This is a genomic window from Pseudomonas sp. Tof1 (assembly GCF_055390395.1).
In genome coordinates this window covers 3287561-3303199 of the sequence record NZ_AP024344.1, presented here as the reverse complement: position 1 = coordinate 3303199, position 15639 = coordinate 3287561, and the positions used below count along the sequence as shown (strand labels likewise).

Sequence of the window (15639 nt, the reverse complement as noted above, 5' to 3'; positions counted from 1 at the left end):
CGGTGGGTGGCAACACGGAAGTCGTGGTGCCGGCCAACCGGATCGCGGCCGGCTGCGAGCGCATCACGCCGGACCTGTTGCCCCTGGTCGACCTGACTCAGGAGCAGATCGACCGGGTGGTGGCGAGCGTGCCGGGCGGTGCGGCGAACGTGCAGGATATCTACCCGCTGGCGCCCTTGCAGGAGGGGATTCTCTATCACCACCTGGCGGCGGAGCAGGGCGATCTCTATCTCCAGCAGGCGCTGTTCCACCTGCGGGACCGCGAGCGGCTGTCGGCCTTTTTCGACGCCCTGCAGGGGGTGATCGGTCGTCATGACATCCTGCGTACCGCCGTATTCTGGGAAGGCCTGGACGAGCCGGTGCAGGTGGTCCTGCGTCAGGCACCGCTGGTGCTGGAGGAGTTGCCGCTGGCTGCGCAGGACGGCGATATCGACGAGCAATTGCGCAAGCATTTCGACCCGCTGCACTACCGCCTCGATGTGCGCCAGGCACCCTTGCTGCGCCTGGCCTGTGCCTACGACGCCAGTCGGCAGCACTGGGTGGCCGTGCTGCTGTTCCATCACATGGCACTCGACCATACCGCGCTGGAGGTGGTGCAGCACGAGATGCAGGCCTATCTGCTGGGGCAGCAGGCGCAGTTGGGCGCGCCAGTACCGTTCCGCAACTATGTGGCCCAGGCGCGCCTGGGCAGCAGCCAGGCCGACCACGAAGCCTTCTTCCGCGAGATGCTGGGCGATGTCACCGAGCCGACCCTGCCGTTCGGCCTGCAGGAGGTACAGGATGGCAGCGCCATCGAGCAGGCCCGCCGGGTGGTCGACCAGGCCTTGAGCCAGCGTCTGCGCCAGTGCGCCCGTCATCTGGGCGTCACTGTAGCCAGCCTGCATCACCTGGCCTGGGCCAGGGTGGTCGGCGGGGTCAGCGGTCGCGAGGACGTAGTGTTCGGTACCGTGCTGATGGGCCGGATGCAGGGCGGCGAGGGTGCCGATCGCGCGCTGGGGATGTTCATCAACACCTTGCCGCTGCGCATCGAGGTCAATGCCCGTGATGTCCGGGCAGGCGTCCGGGCGACCCATGACCGCCTGACGGACCTGCTCGCTCACGAGCACGCGTCCCTGGCCCTGGCCCAGCGTTGCAGCGGCGTGGCCGCGGCGACGCCGCTGTTCAGCGCGTTGCTCAACTACCGGCATAGCGCCGTGCAGGCCGACAGTCAGGCGCTGTCGGCGTGGAACGGGATCGAGGGGCTGGGCGGCGAGGAGTGGAGCAACTATCCGCTGACGCTGTCGGTGGATGATCTGGGTGAGGATTTCGTCCTGAGCGTCGCGGCCCTGGAGGGTATCGGTGCGCAGCGGGTCTGCGACTACATGCACACGGCCCTGGTCAACCTGGCGGCGGCCCTGGAGCAGGCGCCCCAGACGCCGTTGGCTGAACTTACGATCCTGCCCGATGCCGAGCGCGAGCAACTGCTGGTGAGCTTCAACGCCAGCCATCGCGACTACCCACGGACACAGACCGTGCACGGGCTGTTCGAGGCCCAGGTCCGTGCCCGCCCCGAGGCGTGTGCGGCGATCCACGACGGCGTGGCGTTGACTTACGCCGAGCTCAACGCCCGAGCCAACCGCCTGGCCCGGCACCTGCGTGGCCTCGGCGTGCAGCCGGGCGACAGCGTGGCGATCCTGCTGGCACGCAGCCATGACCTGCTGGTCAGCCAATTGGCGGCGCTCAAGTGCGCGGCGGTCTATGTACCGCTGGACATCAATGCACCGCTCGAACGCCAGGGCTTCATGATCGAGGACAGCCAGGCACGGGTCCTGCTGACCCATAGCCAGGTGTCGCTGGCGACCTCGGCACAGCGGGTGGAACTGGACCGTCTGGACCTGTCCGCTCTGGATCCGGATGACCTGGGGATCACCCAGTCCAGCGAAAGCGCGGCGTACATCATGTACACCTCCGGCTCCACCGGCACCCCGAAAGGCGTGCTGGTGCCGCACCGGGCCATCAGCCGGCTGGTGATCAACAACGGCTACGCCGATTTCAACGAACGGGATCGAGTGGCCTTCGCCTCCAACCCGGCCTTCGACGCCAGTACCCTGGATGTCTGGGCGCCGCTGCTCAATGGCGGCTGCGTGGTGGTGATCGGCCAGGACGACCTGCTGTCCCCGGCGAACTTCCAGCGCCTGCTGCTGGAACAGTCGGTGACGGTGCTGTGGATGACCGCCGGGTTGTTCCATCAATACGCTGCCGGCCTGGGTGAAGCGTTTGCCCGTCTGCGCTACCTGATCGTCGGCGGCGACGTGCTGGACCCGGCGGTGATCGCCCGGGTACTGGAAAACAGTGCCCCCGAGCATCTGCTCAACGGTTACGGCCCGACCGAAGCCACGACCTTCTCCGCGACCTACGAAATCACCGCGGTCGGCAACGGGGGCATCCCGATTGGCCGCCCCGTGGGCAACACCTGCCTGTACGTGCTCGATGCCCAGGGCCAGCCGGTGCCGGTGGGTGTGGCAGGGGAGCTGTATATCGGCGGACAGGGCGTGGCCCTGGGTTACCTGAACCGGGAAGAACTGACCCGGGAAAAATTTCTGGTCGACCCATTCGACAGCGAGCCGAATGCCCGCCTGTACCGCACCGGCGACCTGGTGCGCTGGCGCGCCGACGGCAACCTGGAGTACCTGGGCCGCAATGACGCCCAGGTGAAGATTCGCGGTTTCCGGGTCGAACTGGGCGAGATCGAAGCCCGCCTGGCCGAGTATCCCGAGGTCAGGGAAAGCGTGGTGCTGTGCCGCGAGGATGTTCCGGGCGACAAACGTCTGGTGGCTTATATCAGCTCGACCGGAGAGTCGATCCCGGCGGAGGCGCTGCACAGCTACCTGCAAGGTTTGTTGCCCGAGTACATGGTGCCGGCGGCCTACGTGCAACTTGATGCCTTGCCCCTGACCGCCAACGGCAAGCTGGACCGCAAGGCGTTGCCGGTGCCGGATGCCCAGGCGCTGGTCAGCCGCGGCTACGAGGCGCCGCAAGGCGAGGTCGAAAGCCGATTGGCGGCACTCTGGGCCGAACTGCTCAAGGTCGAACGGGTGGGGCGGCATGACCACTTCTTCGAATTGGGCGGTCATTCGCTGCTGGCGGTGCGGCTGGTCAGCCAACTGGCTGCCGTCGGCTTGTCCCTGTCGCTGGCCGAGTTGTTCCAGCACGCGACGGTCGCGCAGTTGGCTGCCCTGCTGGGCAGCCGGGCCGAGCCCGCAGGGGTTGAGCAAGTGGTGCCGGTACGCACCACCGGCAGTCAACGGCCGTTGTTCCTGGTACACGAGTTCACCGGCCTGGACCTGTATTTCCCAACCCTGGGCCAGCATATCGACAGCGATATCCCGGTCTATGGCCTGCCTGGCGTTCCCCTCGGGCAGCCGCAGTTGCAGACCCTGGAATGCCTGGCGAGCCGTCTGTTGAACCTGATGCGCAGCGTCCAGCCGCAAGGGCCTTATCGTCTGGCCGGCTGGTCGTTCGGCGGCTTGCTGGCCTACGAGATCGCCATCCAGTTGGAAAGCCTGGACGAGGAGGTGGAGTTTGTCGGCCTGATCGATACCTACATGCCGCGCCTGGTGGATCAGGGCCGCGAGCGCTGGAGTCCGCACAGCGCGCATCGCCAGCATCTGCTGGAACGCTGTGAATCGTTCTGGAATGCCCAGGGGGTGAGCGAGGAAACGCTGGCGGCACTGGACGTGGTGCGTTCAAGGCTGCAGGACTTCGATTTCGAAGGGCTCCTGCAACATTGCCGCGAGCAGGGCGTATTGCCGCCGGAACTCGCCGTGTACGAGGCCGAGTCTCTGTGGCGGTACCTGGATCGCGAGGTGGCCCACGGGCATGCCCAGGCCCACTACACCGTGTTCCCCACCAGCGTACCGGTGCACCTGTTCACCGCCACCGAGCTGGCCCACGATGCCGTGCCCCATGACGGTTACCTGGGGTGGGACGCTGTGCTGCCGCGCAGCCAGCTGCAGCGTATCGAGGTCGCAGGCGATCACCAGAGCCTGATGCAGGCACCGCATATCCAGGGCCTCGCAGGGGCGCTCAATACGGCGTTGGCTGCGCTGGCCGGGCGTTCGGCGCCAGTGCGCGCCAAGCACCAGCCGTTGCTGACGATCCAGGGCGGGCGCGGCGATCACACGCCGGTGTTCTGCGTACCGGGGGCCGGCGACAGCGTCACGGGCTTTATCGGCCTGACCGACGCGTTCGGTGCGCATTGGCCGATCCATGGCCTGCAACCGCGCGGGCTGGATGGCCGCACGGTGCCGTACGGTTCGGTGGAAATTGCCGCCGAGGCCTACCTGCGGGCGCTCGACAGTGTGCAACCCGAAGGACCGGTGCACCTGCTCGGCCATTCCTTCGGCGGCTGGGTGGTGTTCGAGATGGCCCTGCGCCTGGCGGCTCGGGGGCGCGAGGTGGCCTCGTTGACCCTGGTCGACAGCGAATCGCCAGGCGGCAACGGTGTGGTCGGCAGGCCCTACACGTCGATCGGTGTGCTGGAGCGCCTGATCGAGACTATGCAACTGGCGGCGGGCAAGTCGATGGAAATCGACCGGGCCGCCTTCGAGGCACAGGGCGATGCCGATCAACTGCAGCTGTTGCATGCCGGCATGGTTCGCGCCGGGCTGCTGCCGCAACGCTCGGCACCGGACTCGATGCGCGGGCCGGTACGGGCCTTCGGTTCGGCCTTGCGCACCCGCTACCAGCCGTCGGCGGTCTATACCGGCCCCGTGCGCCTGGTGCTGGCCGATGACCCGGTGCTGGACGCGGCGGGCAACCAGCGCGAGCAGCAGGCCATGGTCAACGGCTGGCGGCGTTGTGCCCCGGACCTCACCGTATGGCGTGGGCCGGGTAACCATTTCACCATCCTCAAGGCGCCACATGTGCAGCATCTGGCGAGTTGGTGGCGAAGCTTCCATTAACCCAACCTCTTGAAATCCGGCGGCGAGGTCGCCGGGTCAACCTCCAACGCATTCGTGGCTTTCTATGAAAAAGTTGAAGTTTCGCAAAGTGGTAATCGTGACAGTGCTGCTGGTCCTGGCGGCGATTGTGTTCTACAGCGTCCAGGCACCGGCCAAACCGCCGGAGTATCTGACCGCCAGTGTCGAGCGCACGGACATCGAGAACTCCGTCCTGGCCAGCGGGGTGCTGCAGGGCATCAGGCAGGTCGATGTCGGCGCGCAGGTGTCCGGCCAGCTCAAGTCCCTGAAGGTGAAGCTGGGCGACAAGGTCAAGGAGGGCCAGTGGCTGGCGGAAATCGACCCGGTGGTGCTGCAGAACGCCCTGCGCCAGGCGCAGGTCAATGAACAGAACCTGACCGCGCAGAAACAGGCGGCGGCGGCGCAGCTCAAGGATGCCAAGTCCACCTACGAGCGCTACAAGCAATTGCGCGAGGACGATGCGATTTCCAAGCAGGACTTCGAGACCGCGCAATCGAACTTCGAGGTCCGGACCGCCAACCTGCTGTCGTTGGAGGCCCAGATCAGGGATGCGCGGATCCAGGTGGAAACCGCCAGGGTCAACCTGGGCTACACCCGTATCGTCGCGCCCATTAGCGGCGACGTGGTGGGCATCGTCACCCAGGAAGGCCAGACCGTGATCGCCAACCAGCTGGCGCCGGTGATCCTCAAGCTCGCCGACCTGGACACCATGACCATCAAGGCCCAGGTCTCCGAGGCCGACGTGATTCATATCAGCCCGGGTCAGGAGGTGTATTTCACCATTCTGGGGGATGTCGACAAGCGCTACTACGCCAAGCTGAGGGGGACCGAGCCGGCACCGCAGAACTTCCTGGAAACCCAGACCGCCGGTACGCCCAAGCAGAATACCGCGGTGTTCTACAACGCCTTGTTCGATGTGCCGAACCCCGATCACCGCCTGCGCATTTCCATGACCGCCCAGGTGCATATCGTGCGTGACCGGGCCAAGGAGGTACTGACGGTGCCGGTAGCGGCCCTGGGCGAGAAGAACAAGGACGGCACGTTCCCGGTGCGGGTACTCGACGCGCAGGGCCAGGCCCAGGTGCGCAACGTACAGACCGGCATCAACAACAATGTCCGGGTGGAGATCAAGACCGGCCTGGCCGAGGGTGACAAGGTGGTCATTGGCGAGCCGTCCGCGACACCTGCGGTAGCGGGGGCCTGACCATGAGCCGGCCTCTGTTGGAACTCAAGGGGATTACCCGCCGTTTCGTCGCCGGCGAGAAGGACTTCGTCGCGCTCAAGGACATCAACCTGACGATCAATGCCGGTGAACTGGTGGCGATCACCGGCGCCTCGGGCTCCGGCAAGTCGACCCTGATGAACGTGCTCGGCTGCCTGGACCAGGCCAACACCGGCAGCTACAAGGTCGACGGGCGCGAAACCGGCAGCCTGACGGACGATGAGCTGGCGCAACTGCGTCGCGATCACTTCGGTTTCATTTTCCAGCGCTATCACCTGTTGCCGCACCTGGCGGCCAGCCAGAACGTGGAAATGCCGGCGGTCTACGCCGGCACCGGTGAGAGCAGGCGCAACAGCCGTGCCCATGAACTGCTTGAACGCCTGGGACTGGCGGCGCACCTGGAGCACCGCCCCAACCAACTGTCCGGTGGCCAGCAGCAGCGGGTCAGTATCGCCAGGGCCCTGATGAACGGCGGCGAAATCATTCTCGCCGACGAACCCACCGGGGCCCTGGACAGCGCCAGCGGCAAGGAGGTGATGAAGATCCTGCTGGAGCTGCATGCGGCCGGGCACACGGTGATCCTGGTCACCCACGATGACAAGGTCGCTGCCCATGCCGAGCGTATCATCGAGATCCGCGACGGCGAGATCGTCAGTGACCGGCCCAACCCGAATCGTCCGGTGGAGGGCGGGAAAACCGCGCAGCGCCCACCGGCCAAGCCCCGGCAGGGCAACCGCCTGATGGCCGCTCTCGCACTGTTCCAGGAGGCTTTCGTGATGGCCTGGGTGGCGCTGATCTCGCACCGCATGCGCACCTTGCTGACCATGCTCGGGATCATCATCGGCATCACTTCGGTGGTGTCGATCGTGGCGATCGGCGAGGGGGCCAAGGAGTACGTGCTCAAGGATATCCAGGCGATCGGCAGCAACACCATCGAGATCTTCCCCGGCAACGACTTCGGCGACAACAAGGCGGGGTCCATCGAAACCCTGGCGCTTTCCGATGTGGCGGCCCTCAACAGCGAGTACTACATCGACAGTGCCTCGCCGAACATCGGGCGCAGCCTGCTGGTGCGCTACCGCAATATCGATGTGACGGCGACCGTCAGTGGGGTCAGCCCCAGCTACTTCCAGGTGCGTGGCATCAAGATGGGCCTGGGGGTACCGTTCAACCAGGATGACGCAAGGCGCCAGGCCCAGGTGGTGGTGATCGATCACAACACCCGCATCCGCCTGTTCGGCGCCTCGGCGGACCCGCTGGGCCAGGTGATCCTGGTGGATAACCTGCCGTGCACGGTGATCGGCGTGACCGAGGACAGGAAGAGCATTTTCAACACCAGCAAGAGCCTGAACATCTGGATGCCCTTCGAAACCGCTTCCGGTCGCGTACTGGGCCAGCGCTTCCTGGACAGCATCACGGTGCGGGCCAGGGACGGGCAGCCGAGCAAGGTGGTCGAGGACAACATCAACAAGCTGATGGAAAGGCGTCACGGCACCAAGGACTTCTTCACCTACAACCTCGACAGCGTCATGCAGACCGTACAGAAGACCAGCCAGTCGCTGGCCCTGCTGTTGTCCTTGATCGCGGTGATTTCCCTGGCGGTGGGCGGTATCGGCGTGATGAACATCATGCTGGTGTCGGTGACTGAACGAACCCGCGAAATCGGCATCCGCATGGCGGTGGGGGCGCGCCAGTCGGATATCCGCCAGCAGTTCCTGGTGGAGGCGGTGATGGTCTGCCTGCTCGGCGGGATCATCGGCATCAGCCTGTCGTTCGGGATCGGCTATGTGTTCTCGCTGCTGGTCAAGGAATGGAAGATGGTGTTCTCGCTCAGCTCGATCGTCACCGCCTTCATCTGTTCGACGCTGATCGGCATCGTGTTCGGCTTCGTGCCGGCGCGCAATGCCGCCCGGCTCAACCCGATCGAGGCATTGGCACGCGATTGAGCGAACCGCAGGAGCTCGCGCGGCTCCTGCCCGGCGCCCCGGAATGTCCCCATTTCCCATGCCAGACAGGCCACTGTCGCTGGGGTTAAATGCAGGCCACGAAAGGGCGATGTGGCAGGGCGGGCGCGGTTCCCGTGCCCGTCCCCGTATTGACCCGATGTCCTCATTTCCCCTGACACCTGTGCTCGGAGTCTGCGAGAGCGTTATGCCTATCGCCAAACCTGCTGCCCGCTTGCTGCTGCCCGTGCTGTGCGCGGCGCTGCTGGGCGGCTGCACCCTGGGTCCGGACTACCAGCGGCCACAGGTGAAGGTGGCGAGCCGCTGGTATGCGCCGCTGCCCCATGGCGCTTCGGTGGTGGGGCTGGACGACTGGTGGCGGCAGTTCAATGACCCGGCACTGGCGGCGCTGCTGCGCCTGGCCGAGGCCGACAGCCCGTCCCTCGACCAGGCGTTGGCCCGCATCGCCCAGGCCCGTGCGACCCTGGACGGCAGCCTGGCCGATGGCCGGCCGCAACTCAACGGCGGCTTGAGCAAGGCGCGGGCCGGCGTCAGCCAGCGTGCCCTGAACAAGGTCGGCAGCACCTCCGGGGCGACCCTCGATGCGAGCTGGGAACTGGACCTGTTCGGCAAGCTGCGCCGCAGCGACGAAGCTTCGCGCCATCTGCTGCAGGCCCGGGTCGATGACTGGCATGACGCCAGGGTATCCCTGGCGGCTGAGGTCGGTGATGACTTCGTGCAGTACCGCGGCTGTCAGCTGTTGGTCAACGCCTACCGCGACCAGGCGCAATCCCAGGAACAGACCGCGCGCCTGACCCGGCTGTCGCACCAGGCCGGTTTCACCTCCGCCGCCGATGCCGCGCTGGCCGATGCCAGTGCCGCTGCGAGCCTCGCGACCCTGACCAATCAGCAAAGCGCCTGCGATGTGCTGCTCAAGAGCCTGGTGGCCCTGTCCGGCAGCAGTGAGGACAAGGTGCGTGAAGTGCTCGGCGATCTGCCGCCGCGCCTGCCGGAGCCGGCCTTGCTGGATGTGCGGGAAGTGCCCGCCAACCTGGTTCGCCAGCGTCCGGACCTGGCCGCCAGCGAACGCGAACTGGCGGCCGCCAATGCGCAGATCGGAGCCGCCCAGGCCGACCGACTGCCCAGTCTCGGCCTGGTCGGCTCCTTGGCCGTGGGCACCACCACCGGCCAATACAGCCGAACCTGGAGCCTGGGGCCGCAGCTCAGTGTCCCGCTGTTCGATGGCGGCAAGCGGCGGGCGGCCGTGGACTCGGCCCGGGCCGGCTATGACTCGGCCCTGGCAACCTATCGGCAGACCCTGCGCACGGCCGTGCTGGAGGTCGAACAATCGCTGGTGCGCCTGGACGCCGCGCGCCGCTCGGAGGCCGATGCCCGGCGCGCCACGCAAGGTTACGAGGCGTATTTCCAGGCCGTCGATCGCAACTGGCAGGCCGGCAACGCCAGCCTGCTCGACCGTGAGCTGGCACGACGCTCGGCGTTGTCGGCGCAGATCGAACTGATCACCCTGCAACAGAACCAGGTGCGCTACTGGATCGCCCTGTACAAGGCCCTCGGCGGCGGCTGGCAGGACCGCGACGGGCTGGCGGGCGAAGTGCCGAAGCGGGGTGGGGCATGAGGCTGACGGCAGGCCATGGCCTGCTGGCACTGGCTGGGCTCGCGCTCTCGGGATGGCTGCTCTTCGGTCGCGCCGCGCCGGCACCGGCGGCCACGCCCGTGGTGGCTACCAGCCTGAGCGTCGAGGCGGTGCAGCCGCGCCGTGAAGACTGGCCACAGGTGCTGGTGGCCAGCGGAGCCCTCGCGCCCTGGCAGGAGGTGCTGATCAGCGCCGAGACCGGCAGTTTGCGCATCGCCAGCCTGAACGCCGATATCGGCGACCGGGTGCGCAAGGGGCAGGTCCTGGCCACCCTGGCCGATGCCAGTGTGCAGGCCGACGAAAACAAACAGAAGGCCGCGGTGGCCCAGGCGGCCGCACAGTTGCAGGAGGCGCGCTCCAACGAGCGACGCGCGGCGGTGGTCGGGCAGAGCGGCGCCTTGTCGGAGCAGCAACTGGAGGAGTACCGGGTCAAGGTACAGACCGCCGAGGCCAACCTGGCGTCGGCGAACGCCGATCTGCGCAGCACCCGCATCCGGCTCGCGCAGACCCGTATCGTCGCGGTGGACGATGGCATCATCTCCGGGCGCAAGGCTTTGCTCGGCGATGTGGTGGCCGCCGGCAGCGAATTGTTCCGGATGATCCGCGCCGGTCGCGTCGAATGGCAGGCCGAACTCGATGCGCGGCAGTTGCCGCAGGTACGCGCCGGACAATCCGCCGAGCTGGAACTGCCGGATGGCACGCAGGTGCGGGGGCGGGTGCGCCTGGTTGCGCCGGTGCTGGACAGCAAGACCAGCCGCGCGCTGGTCTATGTCTCCTTGCCCGGCGACTCATCGGCACGGGCCGGCATGTATGCCAGCGGCCGCATCGAGCTGGCCGACCGCGCGGCGCTGACCGTTCCGGATACCGCCGTGGTCCTGCGCGATGGCCGCTCCTATGTGTTCGTGCTGGGCGAGGACATGCATGTCACCCAGCAGGGGGTGGAAGTCGGGCGCCGGCGCGGGCGGGCCGTGGAAATCGTCGCCGGGCTGACCGAGCAGGCGCGGATCGTGCGCAGCGGAGGCGCCTTCCTCAGCGACGGGGCCAGCGTGACCCTGGTCCACAAGGCGGACGAGCGATGAACATCTCCGCACTGTCGATCCGCTACCCGGTACCGGCGGTCATGCTGTTCGTGCTGCTGACCCTGTTCGGCGTGTTTGGCCTGGATCGGCTCGGCATCCAGGACTTTCCGGACACCGACCTGCCCACGGTGGTCATCAGTGCATCGCTGGAAGGGGCGGCGCCCGAACAACTGGAAACCGAGGTGGCGCGCAAGCTCGAAGACAAGCTGACGTCGCTGCGTCTGCTGCAACATGTGACGACCTCGATTACCGAAGGCAGCGTCAGCATCAACGTCACCTTTGCCATCGACAAGGACGGCAACGAAGCCCTCAACGAAGTGCGCAACGCAGTGGACAGCGCCAGGGCCGAATTGCCGGCGAGCCTCGACACGCCGTCGGTGTCGCGCCTGACCACCAATACCTCGGCGCTGCTGACCTACGTGGTCGATGCCCCGCGGATGAACGAGCAAGCCTTGTCCTGGTTCATCGACAATGAATTGAGCAAGCACCTGCTGGCCGTGCGGGGCGTCGCCAAGGTCGTCCGGGTCGGCGGGGTGGATCGGGAGATCCAGGTCGACCTCGATCCGGCCATGATGGCAGGGTTGGGGCTTGGCGTGACGGACGTGGCCGCTCGCCTGCGGGCGATGCAGAAAGACAACTCCGGCGGCCAGGGCGATCTGGGCAGCGGCCAGCAGGCCCTGCGCATCCTGGCGGCGATCGACGACCCGGCGCAGCTCGGCACCGTTCGCCTGCCCACCGGCGATGGACGCATGGTGGCTCTGCAGCAACTGGGCTCGGTCCGCGATACCCATGCCGAGCGCAGCACCCGGGCCTTTCGTGACGGCAAGCCGGTCATCGGCTTCCAGGTGATGCGTTCCCTGGGTTTCTCCGATATCGGGGTGACGGCGGATGTGCGTCGCGCGATCGACGAATTCGACGTCCAGCATGCGGATATCCGCATCCAAGAGGCGAGCAACAGCGTCGCGCCGGTGCTGGAGAACTATCGCGGCTCCATGACCCTGCTGTACGAGGGCATGCTGCTGGCCGTCCTGGTGGTCGGCTGGTTCCTGCGTGACTGGCGGGCCACCCTCGTCGTGGCGACCGCGCTGCCGTTGTCGATCATTCCCACCTTTGGCGTGATGTATTTTGCCGGTTTCACCCTCAATACCATTTCCCTGCTGGCCCTGGCGCTGGTGATCGGCATCCTGGTGGATGATGCCATCGTCGAAGTGGAGAACATCGCCCGGCACCTGCGCCTGGGCAAAAGCCCGCGCCAGGCGGCGATCGAGGCCTCCGACGAAATCGGCCTGGCGGTGGTGGCGACCACCGTGACCCTGGTGGCGGTGTTTCTGCCCACGGCGTTCATGGGCGGGATATCCGGCAAGCTGTTCCGCCAGTTCGGCGTGACCGCCAGCGCGGCGCTGCTGTTTTCCCTGCTGGTGGCGCGCATGCTGACGCCGATGATGGCGGCCCATGTGCTCAGGGCCAGGTCCCATGTAGAGCAGGATGGCGGCTTGATGATCCGTTACCTGGGCTGGATCCGCACCAGCCTGAGCCGACGCCGGACCACCATGGCCCTGGTCGGCCTGCTGCTGCTCGGCTCCCTGGCGCTGATCCCACTGTTGCCCACCAGTTTTCTGCCGGCCCAGGACAATGCGCGCAGCACCATCAGCCTGGAACTCGTGCCCGGCAGCAGCCTGGAGCAGACCGCCGCCATGGTCTTGCAGGCCGATGCCCGCCTGCGCACGATTCCCGAGGTGGCGCATGTTTTCGCCGCGGTGGGCAGCGGCGATATCTCCGGCGGCGGCAATCGCAAGGCGAGCCTGACGGTCGACCTGCTGCCACGCGACGAGCGCGCCCTCAAGCAGTCCGCGGTCGAGGCGAAGATGCGCGAGGCGCTGCGCAGCCTGCCCGGGGTGCGGGTCAATGTCGGCGGCGACCGCAGCGGGGAACGCCTGGACATCGTCCTGGCCAGTGACGATGGCGACCTGCTCGAACGCACCGCCAGTGCTCTCGAACCCCAGTTGCGCCAACTCAGGGGGATCGGCAACGTGACATCGAGTACCGCGGTGCAAAGGCCGGAGATCCAGATGCGCCCCGACTACGTGCGCGCAGCCGAGCTGGGTATCAGCAGCCAGGACATTGCCGACACCTTGCGCATGGCAACCTATGGCGAATATTCATCGTCCCTGGGCAAGGTCAACCTGTCCCAGCGTCAGGTCGACGTGCGGGTTCGCATGCAACCGCAGGTGCGCACCGACCTGGAGCGCATCGCCCAGTTGCGGGTCAGGGGCCACGACGGCCAGGTTGCGCTGGCATCCCTGGGCGAGATCGGCATGGGCAGCGGGCCGGCGCAGATCGACCGGCTGGACCGCCTGCGCAACATCACCCTGTCCATCGAACTCAATGGCCGCAATGTCGGCGAAGTGATGGATGAAGCCCGGCAACTGCCGGGCCTGCAGCACCTGCCCGGGCAAGTGAAGCTGGTGGAGCAGGGCGAGCTGCAACTGATGAGCGAACTGTTCGGCAATTTCAGCCTGGCCATGGCCGTCGGCGTGTTCTGCATCTACTCGGTGTTGGTGCTGCTGTTTCATGACTTCATGCAGCCTTTCACCATTCTTTCGGCCTTGCCTCTGTCGCTGGGCGGCGCCTTGTTGGCCCTGCTGCTGGGTGGCATGAGTTTTTCCATGGCGTCGGTCATTGGGCTGTTGATGCTGATGGGGATCGTGACCAAGAACTCGATCCTGCTGGTGGAGTACGCAATCATGGCCCGCCGGGACCAGGCCATGCGTCGCCACGACGCCTTGATCGATGCCTGTCACAAACGCGCCCGGCCGATTCTGATGACCACCATCGCCATGGGCGCGGGAATGTTGCCGACGGCATTGGGCTGGGGCGGGGAATCGGGCTTTCGCCAGCCGATGGCCGTGGTGGTGATTGGTGGCCTGCTGGCTTCGACGGTCCTGAGCCTGCTGGTGGTGCCGGTGATTTTCACCTATGTCGACGACGGGCTCGAAGGGATCAAGCGGCTTGTGCGTGTACCCCGATAGGCGGAATGGACCGCCATCGAGGTGCTTTCAATAACCGGGAAATGGATTCAGAGGGCATTTTGCAGCGTGTTGGAACTCTCCGGGGCAGCCTTGGCGTCGGCCGAATGCATCCAGCGGATCAGCGAACGGCGACCGCCGATGCCCATCTTGATGGAGGCGCGCTTGAGGTAGCTTTCCACGGTATTGACCCGCAGCGCCAACTGCTCGGCCAATTCCGGAGCGGTGCGCCCGGCGAGCAGGCCGACGCAGACTTCGGTTTCCCGGGAGGACAGGTTCACGCCGAACATTTCCAGGCGTTCGAGGAAGCGCTGGCGCAAGGCATCCAGACCGCTGCCATCCAGCTCCTCGGTCGCCGAAAGGTCTTGGGGGTGGCTCGGTGTCGGCAACAGGGCCTCGACATGTTCGCCGATTATCGGCAGCAGGACGCAGGAAAACTCCTGGAGGAACGCACATTCCTGCGGGGAAAAACCTGGCGATGGCGCGGGGCGGTAGAGGGACAGGGCGTAGCAACGACTCCGGGTACGACAGATCAGGTGCAGGTGGTTGGGGCGGGTGTGCATGGTGGAGGCGTGTTGGCAGCAGGTCAGTTCGGTTTGCGGCCACGCCCCGACAGCGTCATCGACGGGCGGCGCGGGCCATTTGACCGCAGCGGCGTTCATCAGGGTATCGGTGCAGATCGGGCTGATGCCCACGCCGCCGATGCTCGAACTGGTCGGATCGGCGGTATCGAGGCGCAGTTCGGTGATGTGCGTGGCATCGACCGGCAGTTGTGCCGTGATCAGGTCATGCAGCATGCGCGGAAAATGACGATTGCCAGTACTGGCAATCACCTTGCCGACAGAGGGGAAAAGCCATTGCAGATTCATCAGGTCTCCATTTTGCTGTTGGGCACAACCGCAGGGCGCCGCCCAAGGTTCCATGAGATTTTTCGGGTACGTATCAGTGGGTCGAGGTCATCAGTTGGCTGGGGCTGGGTGAACGCAGTGCGCCGTCGTCGAAAGTCCGCAGTGCGGCCATGGGTGGCGGTCTTTCGGTCAGGCGTTGCACATGATTGATCCTGAGTATTCGGTGGTAGATGGCTGGCGTGCATTCCAGCGTGCCGTAGATGACTTTTTCGCCTTTGCTGCCTTGCACGACATTGCGTCGGGCGACCGTCCAGCCGGAGCGTTTTAGAACTTTCTCCATCAGGGCGTCGACAATGACTTCATAAGTACCGATTTCTTGAGTGGAGGCGAACTGCAACATGGCCAGGAACAGCGCGACGGTGCGCAGGTCAACTTTGGCTTCGGTAAAGCCGCTGTCCGAAGTGTCGCTGTTCAACAAGGCAAAGCGACTGGCTTCCCAGCAGTCGATCAGGTTTGGCCTGGAGCGATCATCGCTCAGGACGAAGTTCAATGCACCACAGATCAGGGTCGGTTTATAGGAGGGGCGAAGTCTGACACAACCGGTCACTTGAACGCCTTTGTGGGTATAGAGGTAGAGGGCATCGTCATCGTCGTATTCGTCGAATTCATATTCACTGCCGCAGTAGCTTGCAATATGCCACTTGCGTCGATCGATAAAGGCGGCCTTACGAATACTGAGTATTTGCTCTAATACATGGGAGGGGAGTTCAGAGTAGCTGGCGACAGCGACATGCACCTTGGAAAAAATATAAGAGGTCCAGGAAAACAGGTACGAGTGAGGGGCATAACCAATCATAAATGCGTCGCGAGGAGGAGATAGATGCATATTGTTATTGATCCCGGGTA

8 protein-coding genes are annotated in these 15639 nt (G+C 65.5%); 6 read left to right on the top strand and 2 right to left on the bottom strand.

The window, feature by feature from the left end; all coding sequences use genetic code 11:
* Positions 1 to 2 precede the first annotated feature (2 nt).
* The 6 genes from ACZ5KU_RS15045 (at position 3) to ACZ5KU_RS15020 (ending at position 13888) form a co-directional block, all read left to right on the top strand.
* Entirely contained in the window at positions 3 to 4943 is a 4941-nt protein-coding gene (locus tag ACZ5KU_RS15045) for a non-ribosomal peptide synthetase (RefSeq protein WP_464737412.1), read from the top strand.
* A gap of 64 nt (positions 4944 to 5007) precedes the next feature.
* A complete protein-coding gene (gene macA, locus ACZ5KU_RS15040; protein WP_054064595.1) occupies positions 5008 to 6165 on the top strand; it encodes a macrolide transporter subunit MacA in 1158 nt (385 codons plus the stop codon).
* 2 nt (positions 6166 to 6167) lie between these two features.
* Positions 6168 to 8129: a MacB family efflux pump subunit gene (locus tag ACZ5KU_RS15035; RefSeq protein ID WP_054064594.1), complete on the top strand. Its 1962-nt coding sequence runs from the start codon at positions 6168 to 6170 to the stop codon at positions 8127 to 8129.
* A gap of 205 nt (positions 8130 to 8334) precedes the next feature.
* Positions 8335 to 9762, top strand: coding sequence for an efflux transporter outer membrane subunit (locus ACZ5KU_RS15030; RefSeq protein WP_416768982.1), 1428 nt, complete (start codon positions 8335 to 8337; stop codon positions 9760 to 9762).
* A complete protein-coding gene (locus ACZ5KU_RS15025; RefSeq protein WP_054064592.1) occupies positions 9759 to 10859 on the top strand; it encodes an efflux RND transporter periplasmic adaptor subunit in 1101 nt (366 codons plus the stop codon). Before ACZ5KU_RS15030 ends, ACZ5KU_RS15025 begins: the two co-directional genes overlap by 4 nt.
* Positions 10856 to 13888 carry an efflux RND transporter permease subunit gene (locus ACZ5KU_RS15020; RefSeq protein ID WP_416768981.1) on the top strand — a complete coding sequence of 1011 codons (3033 nt, stop codon included), beginning with the start codon at positions 10856 to 10858 and terminating at the stop codon, positions 13886 to 13888. The genes ACZ5KU_RS15025 and ACZ5KU_RS15020 overlap by 4 nt, the downstream gene beginning before the upstream one ends.
* A gap of 47 nt (positions 13889 to 13935) precedes the next feature.
* Here ACZ5KU_RS15020 and ACZ5KU_RS15015 read toward each other — a convergent pair whose 3' ends face one another.
* Both ACZ5KU_RS15015 and ACZ5KU_RS15010 read right to left on the bottom strand, forming a co-directional pair.
* Positions 13936 to 14754 carry a helix-turn-helix domain-containing protein gene (locus ACZ5KU_RS15015; RefSeq protein WP_054061015.1) on the bottom strand — a complete coding sequence of 273 codons (819 nt, stop codon included), beginning with the start codon at positions 14752 to 14754 and terminating at the stop codon, positions 13936 to 13938.
* A gap of 73 nt (positions 14755 to 14827) precedes the next feature.
* The gene (locus ACZ5KU_RS15010; protein ID WP_160320672.1) at positions 14828 to 15589 is read right to left on the bottom strand and encodes an acyl-homoserine-lactone synthase; all 762 of its coding nucleotides are present in this window, start codon (positions 15587 to 15589) and stop codon (positions 14828 to 14830) included.
* Positions 15590 to 15639 lie beyond the last annotated feature (50 nt).

Coding starts and splice junctions, on each gene's coding strand:
- macA (WP_054064595.1), top strand. CDS start 5,008: ATGAAAAAGTTGAAGTTTCGCAAAGTGGTAATCGTGACAGTGCTGCTG.
- ACZ5KU_RS15035 (WP_054064594.1), top strand. CDS start 6,168: ATGAGCCGGCCTCTGTTGGAACTCAAGGGGATTACCCGCCGTTTCGTC.
- ACZ5KU_RS15030 (WP_416768982.1), top strand. CDS start 8,335: ATGCCTATCGCCAAACCTGCTGCCCGCTTGCTGCTGCCCGTGCTGTGC.
- ACZ5KU_RS15025 (WP_054064592.1), top strand. CDS start 9,759: ATGAGGCTGACGGCAGGCCATGGCCTGCTGGCACTGGCTGGGCTCGCG.
- ACZ5KU_RS15020 (WP_416768981.1), top strand. CDS start 10,856: ATGAACATCTCCGCACTGTCGATCCGCTACCCGGTACCGGCGGTCATG.
- ACZ5KU_RS15015 (WP_054061015.1), bottom strand. CDS start 14,754: ATGAATCTGCAATGGCTTTTCCCCTCTGTCGGCAAGGTGATTGCCAGT.
- ACZ5KU_RS15010 (WP_160320672.1), bottom strand. CDS start 15,589: ATGATTGGTTATGCCCCTCACTCGTACCTGTTTTCCTGGACCTCTTAT.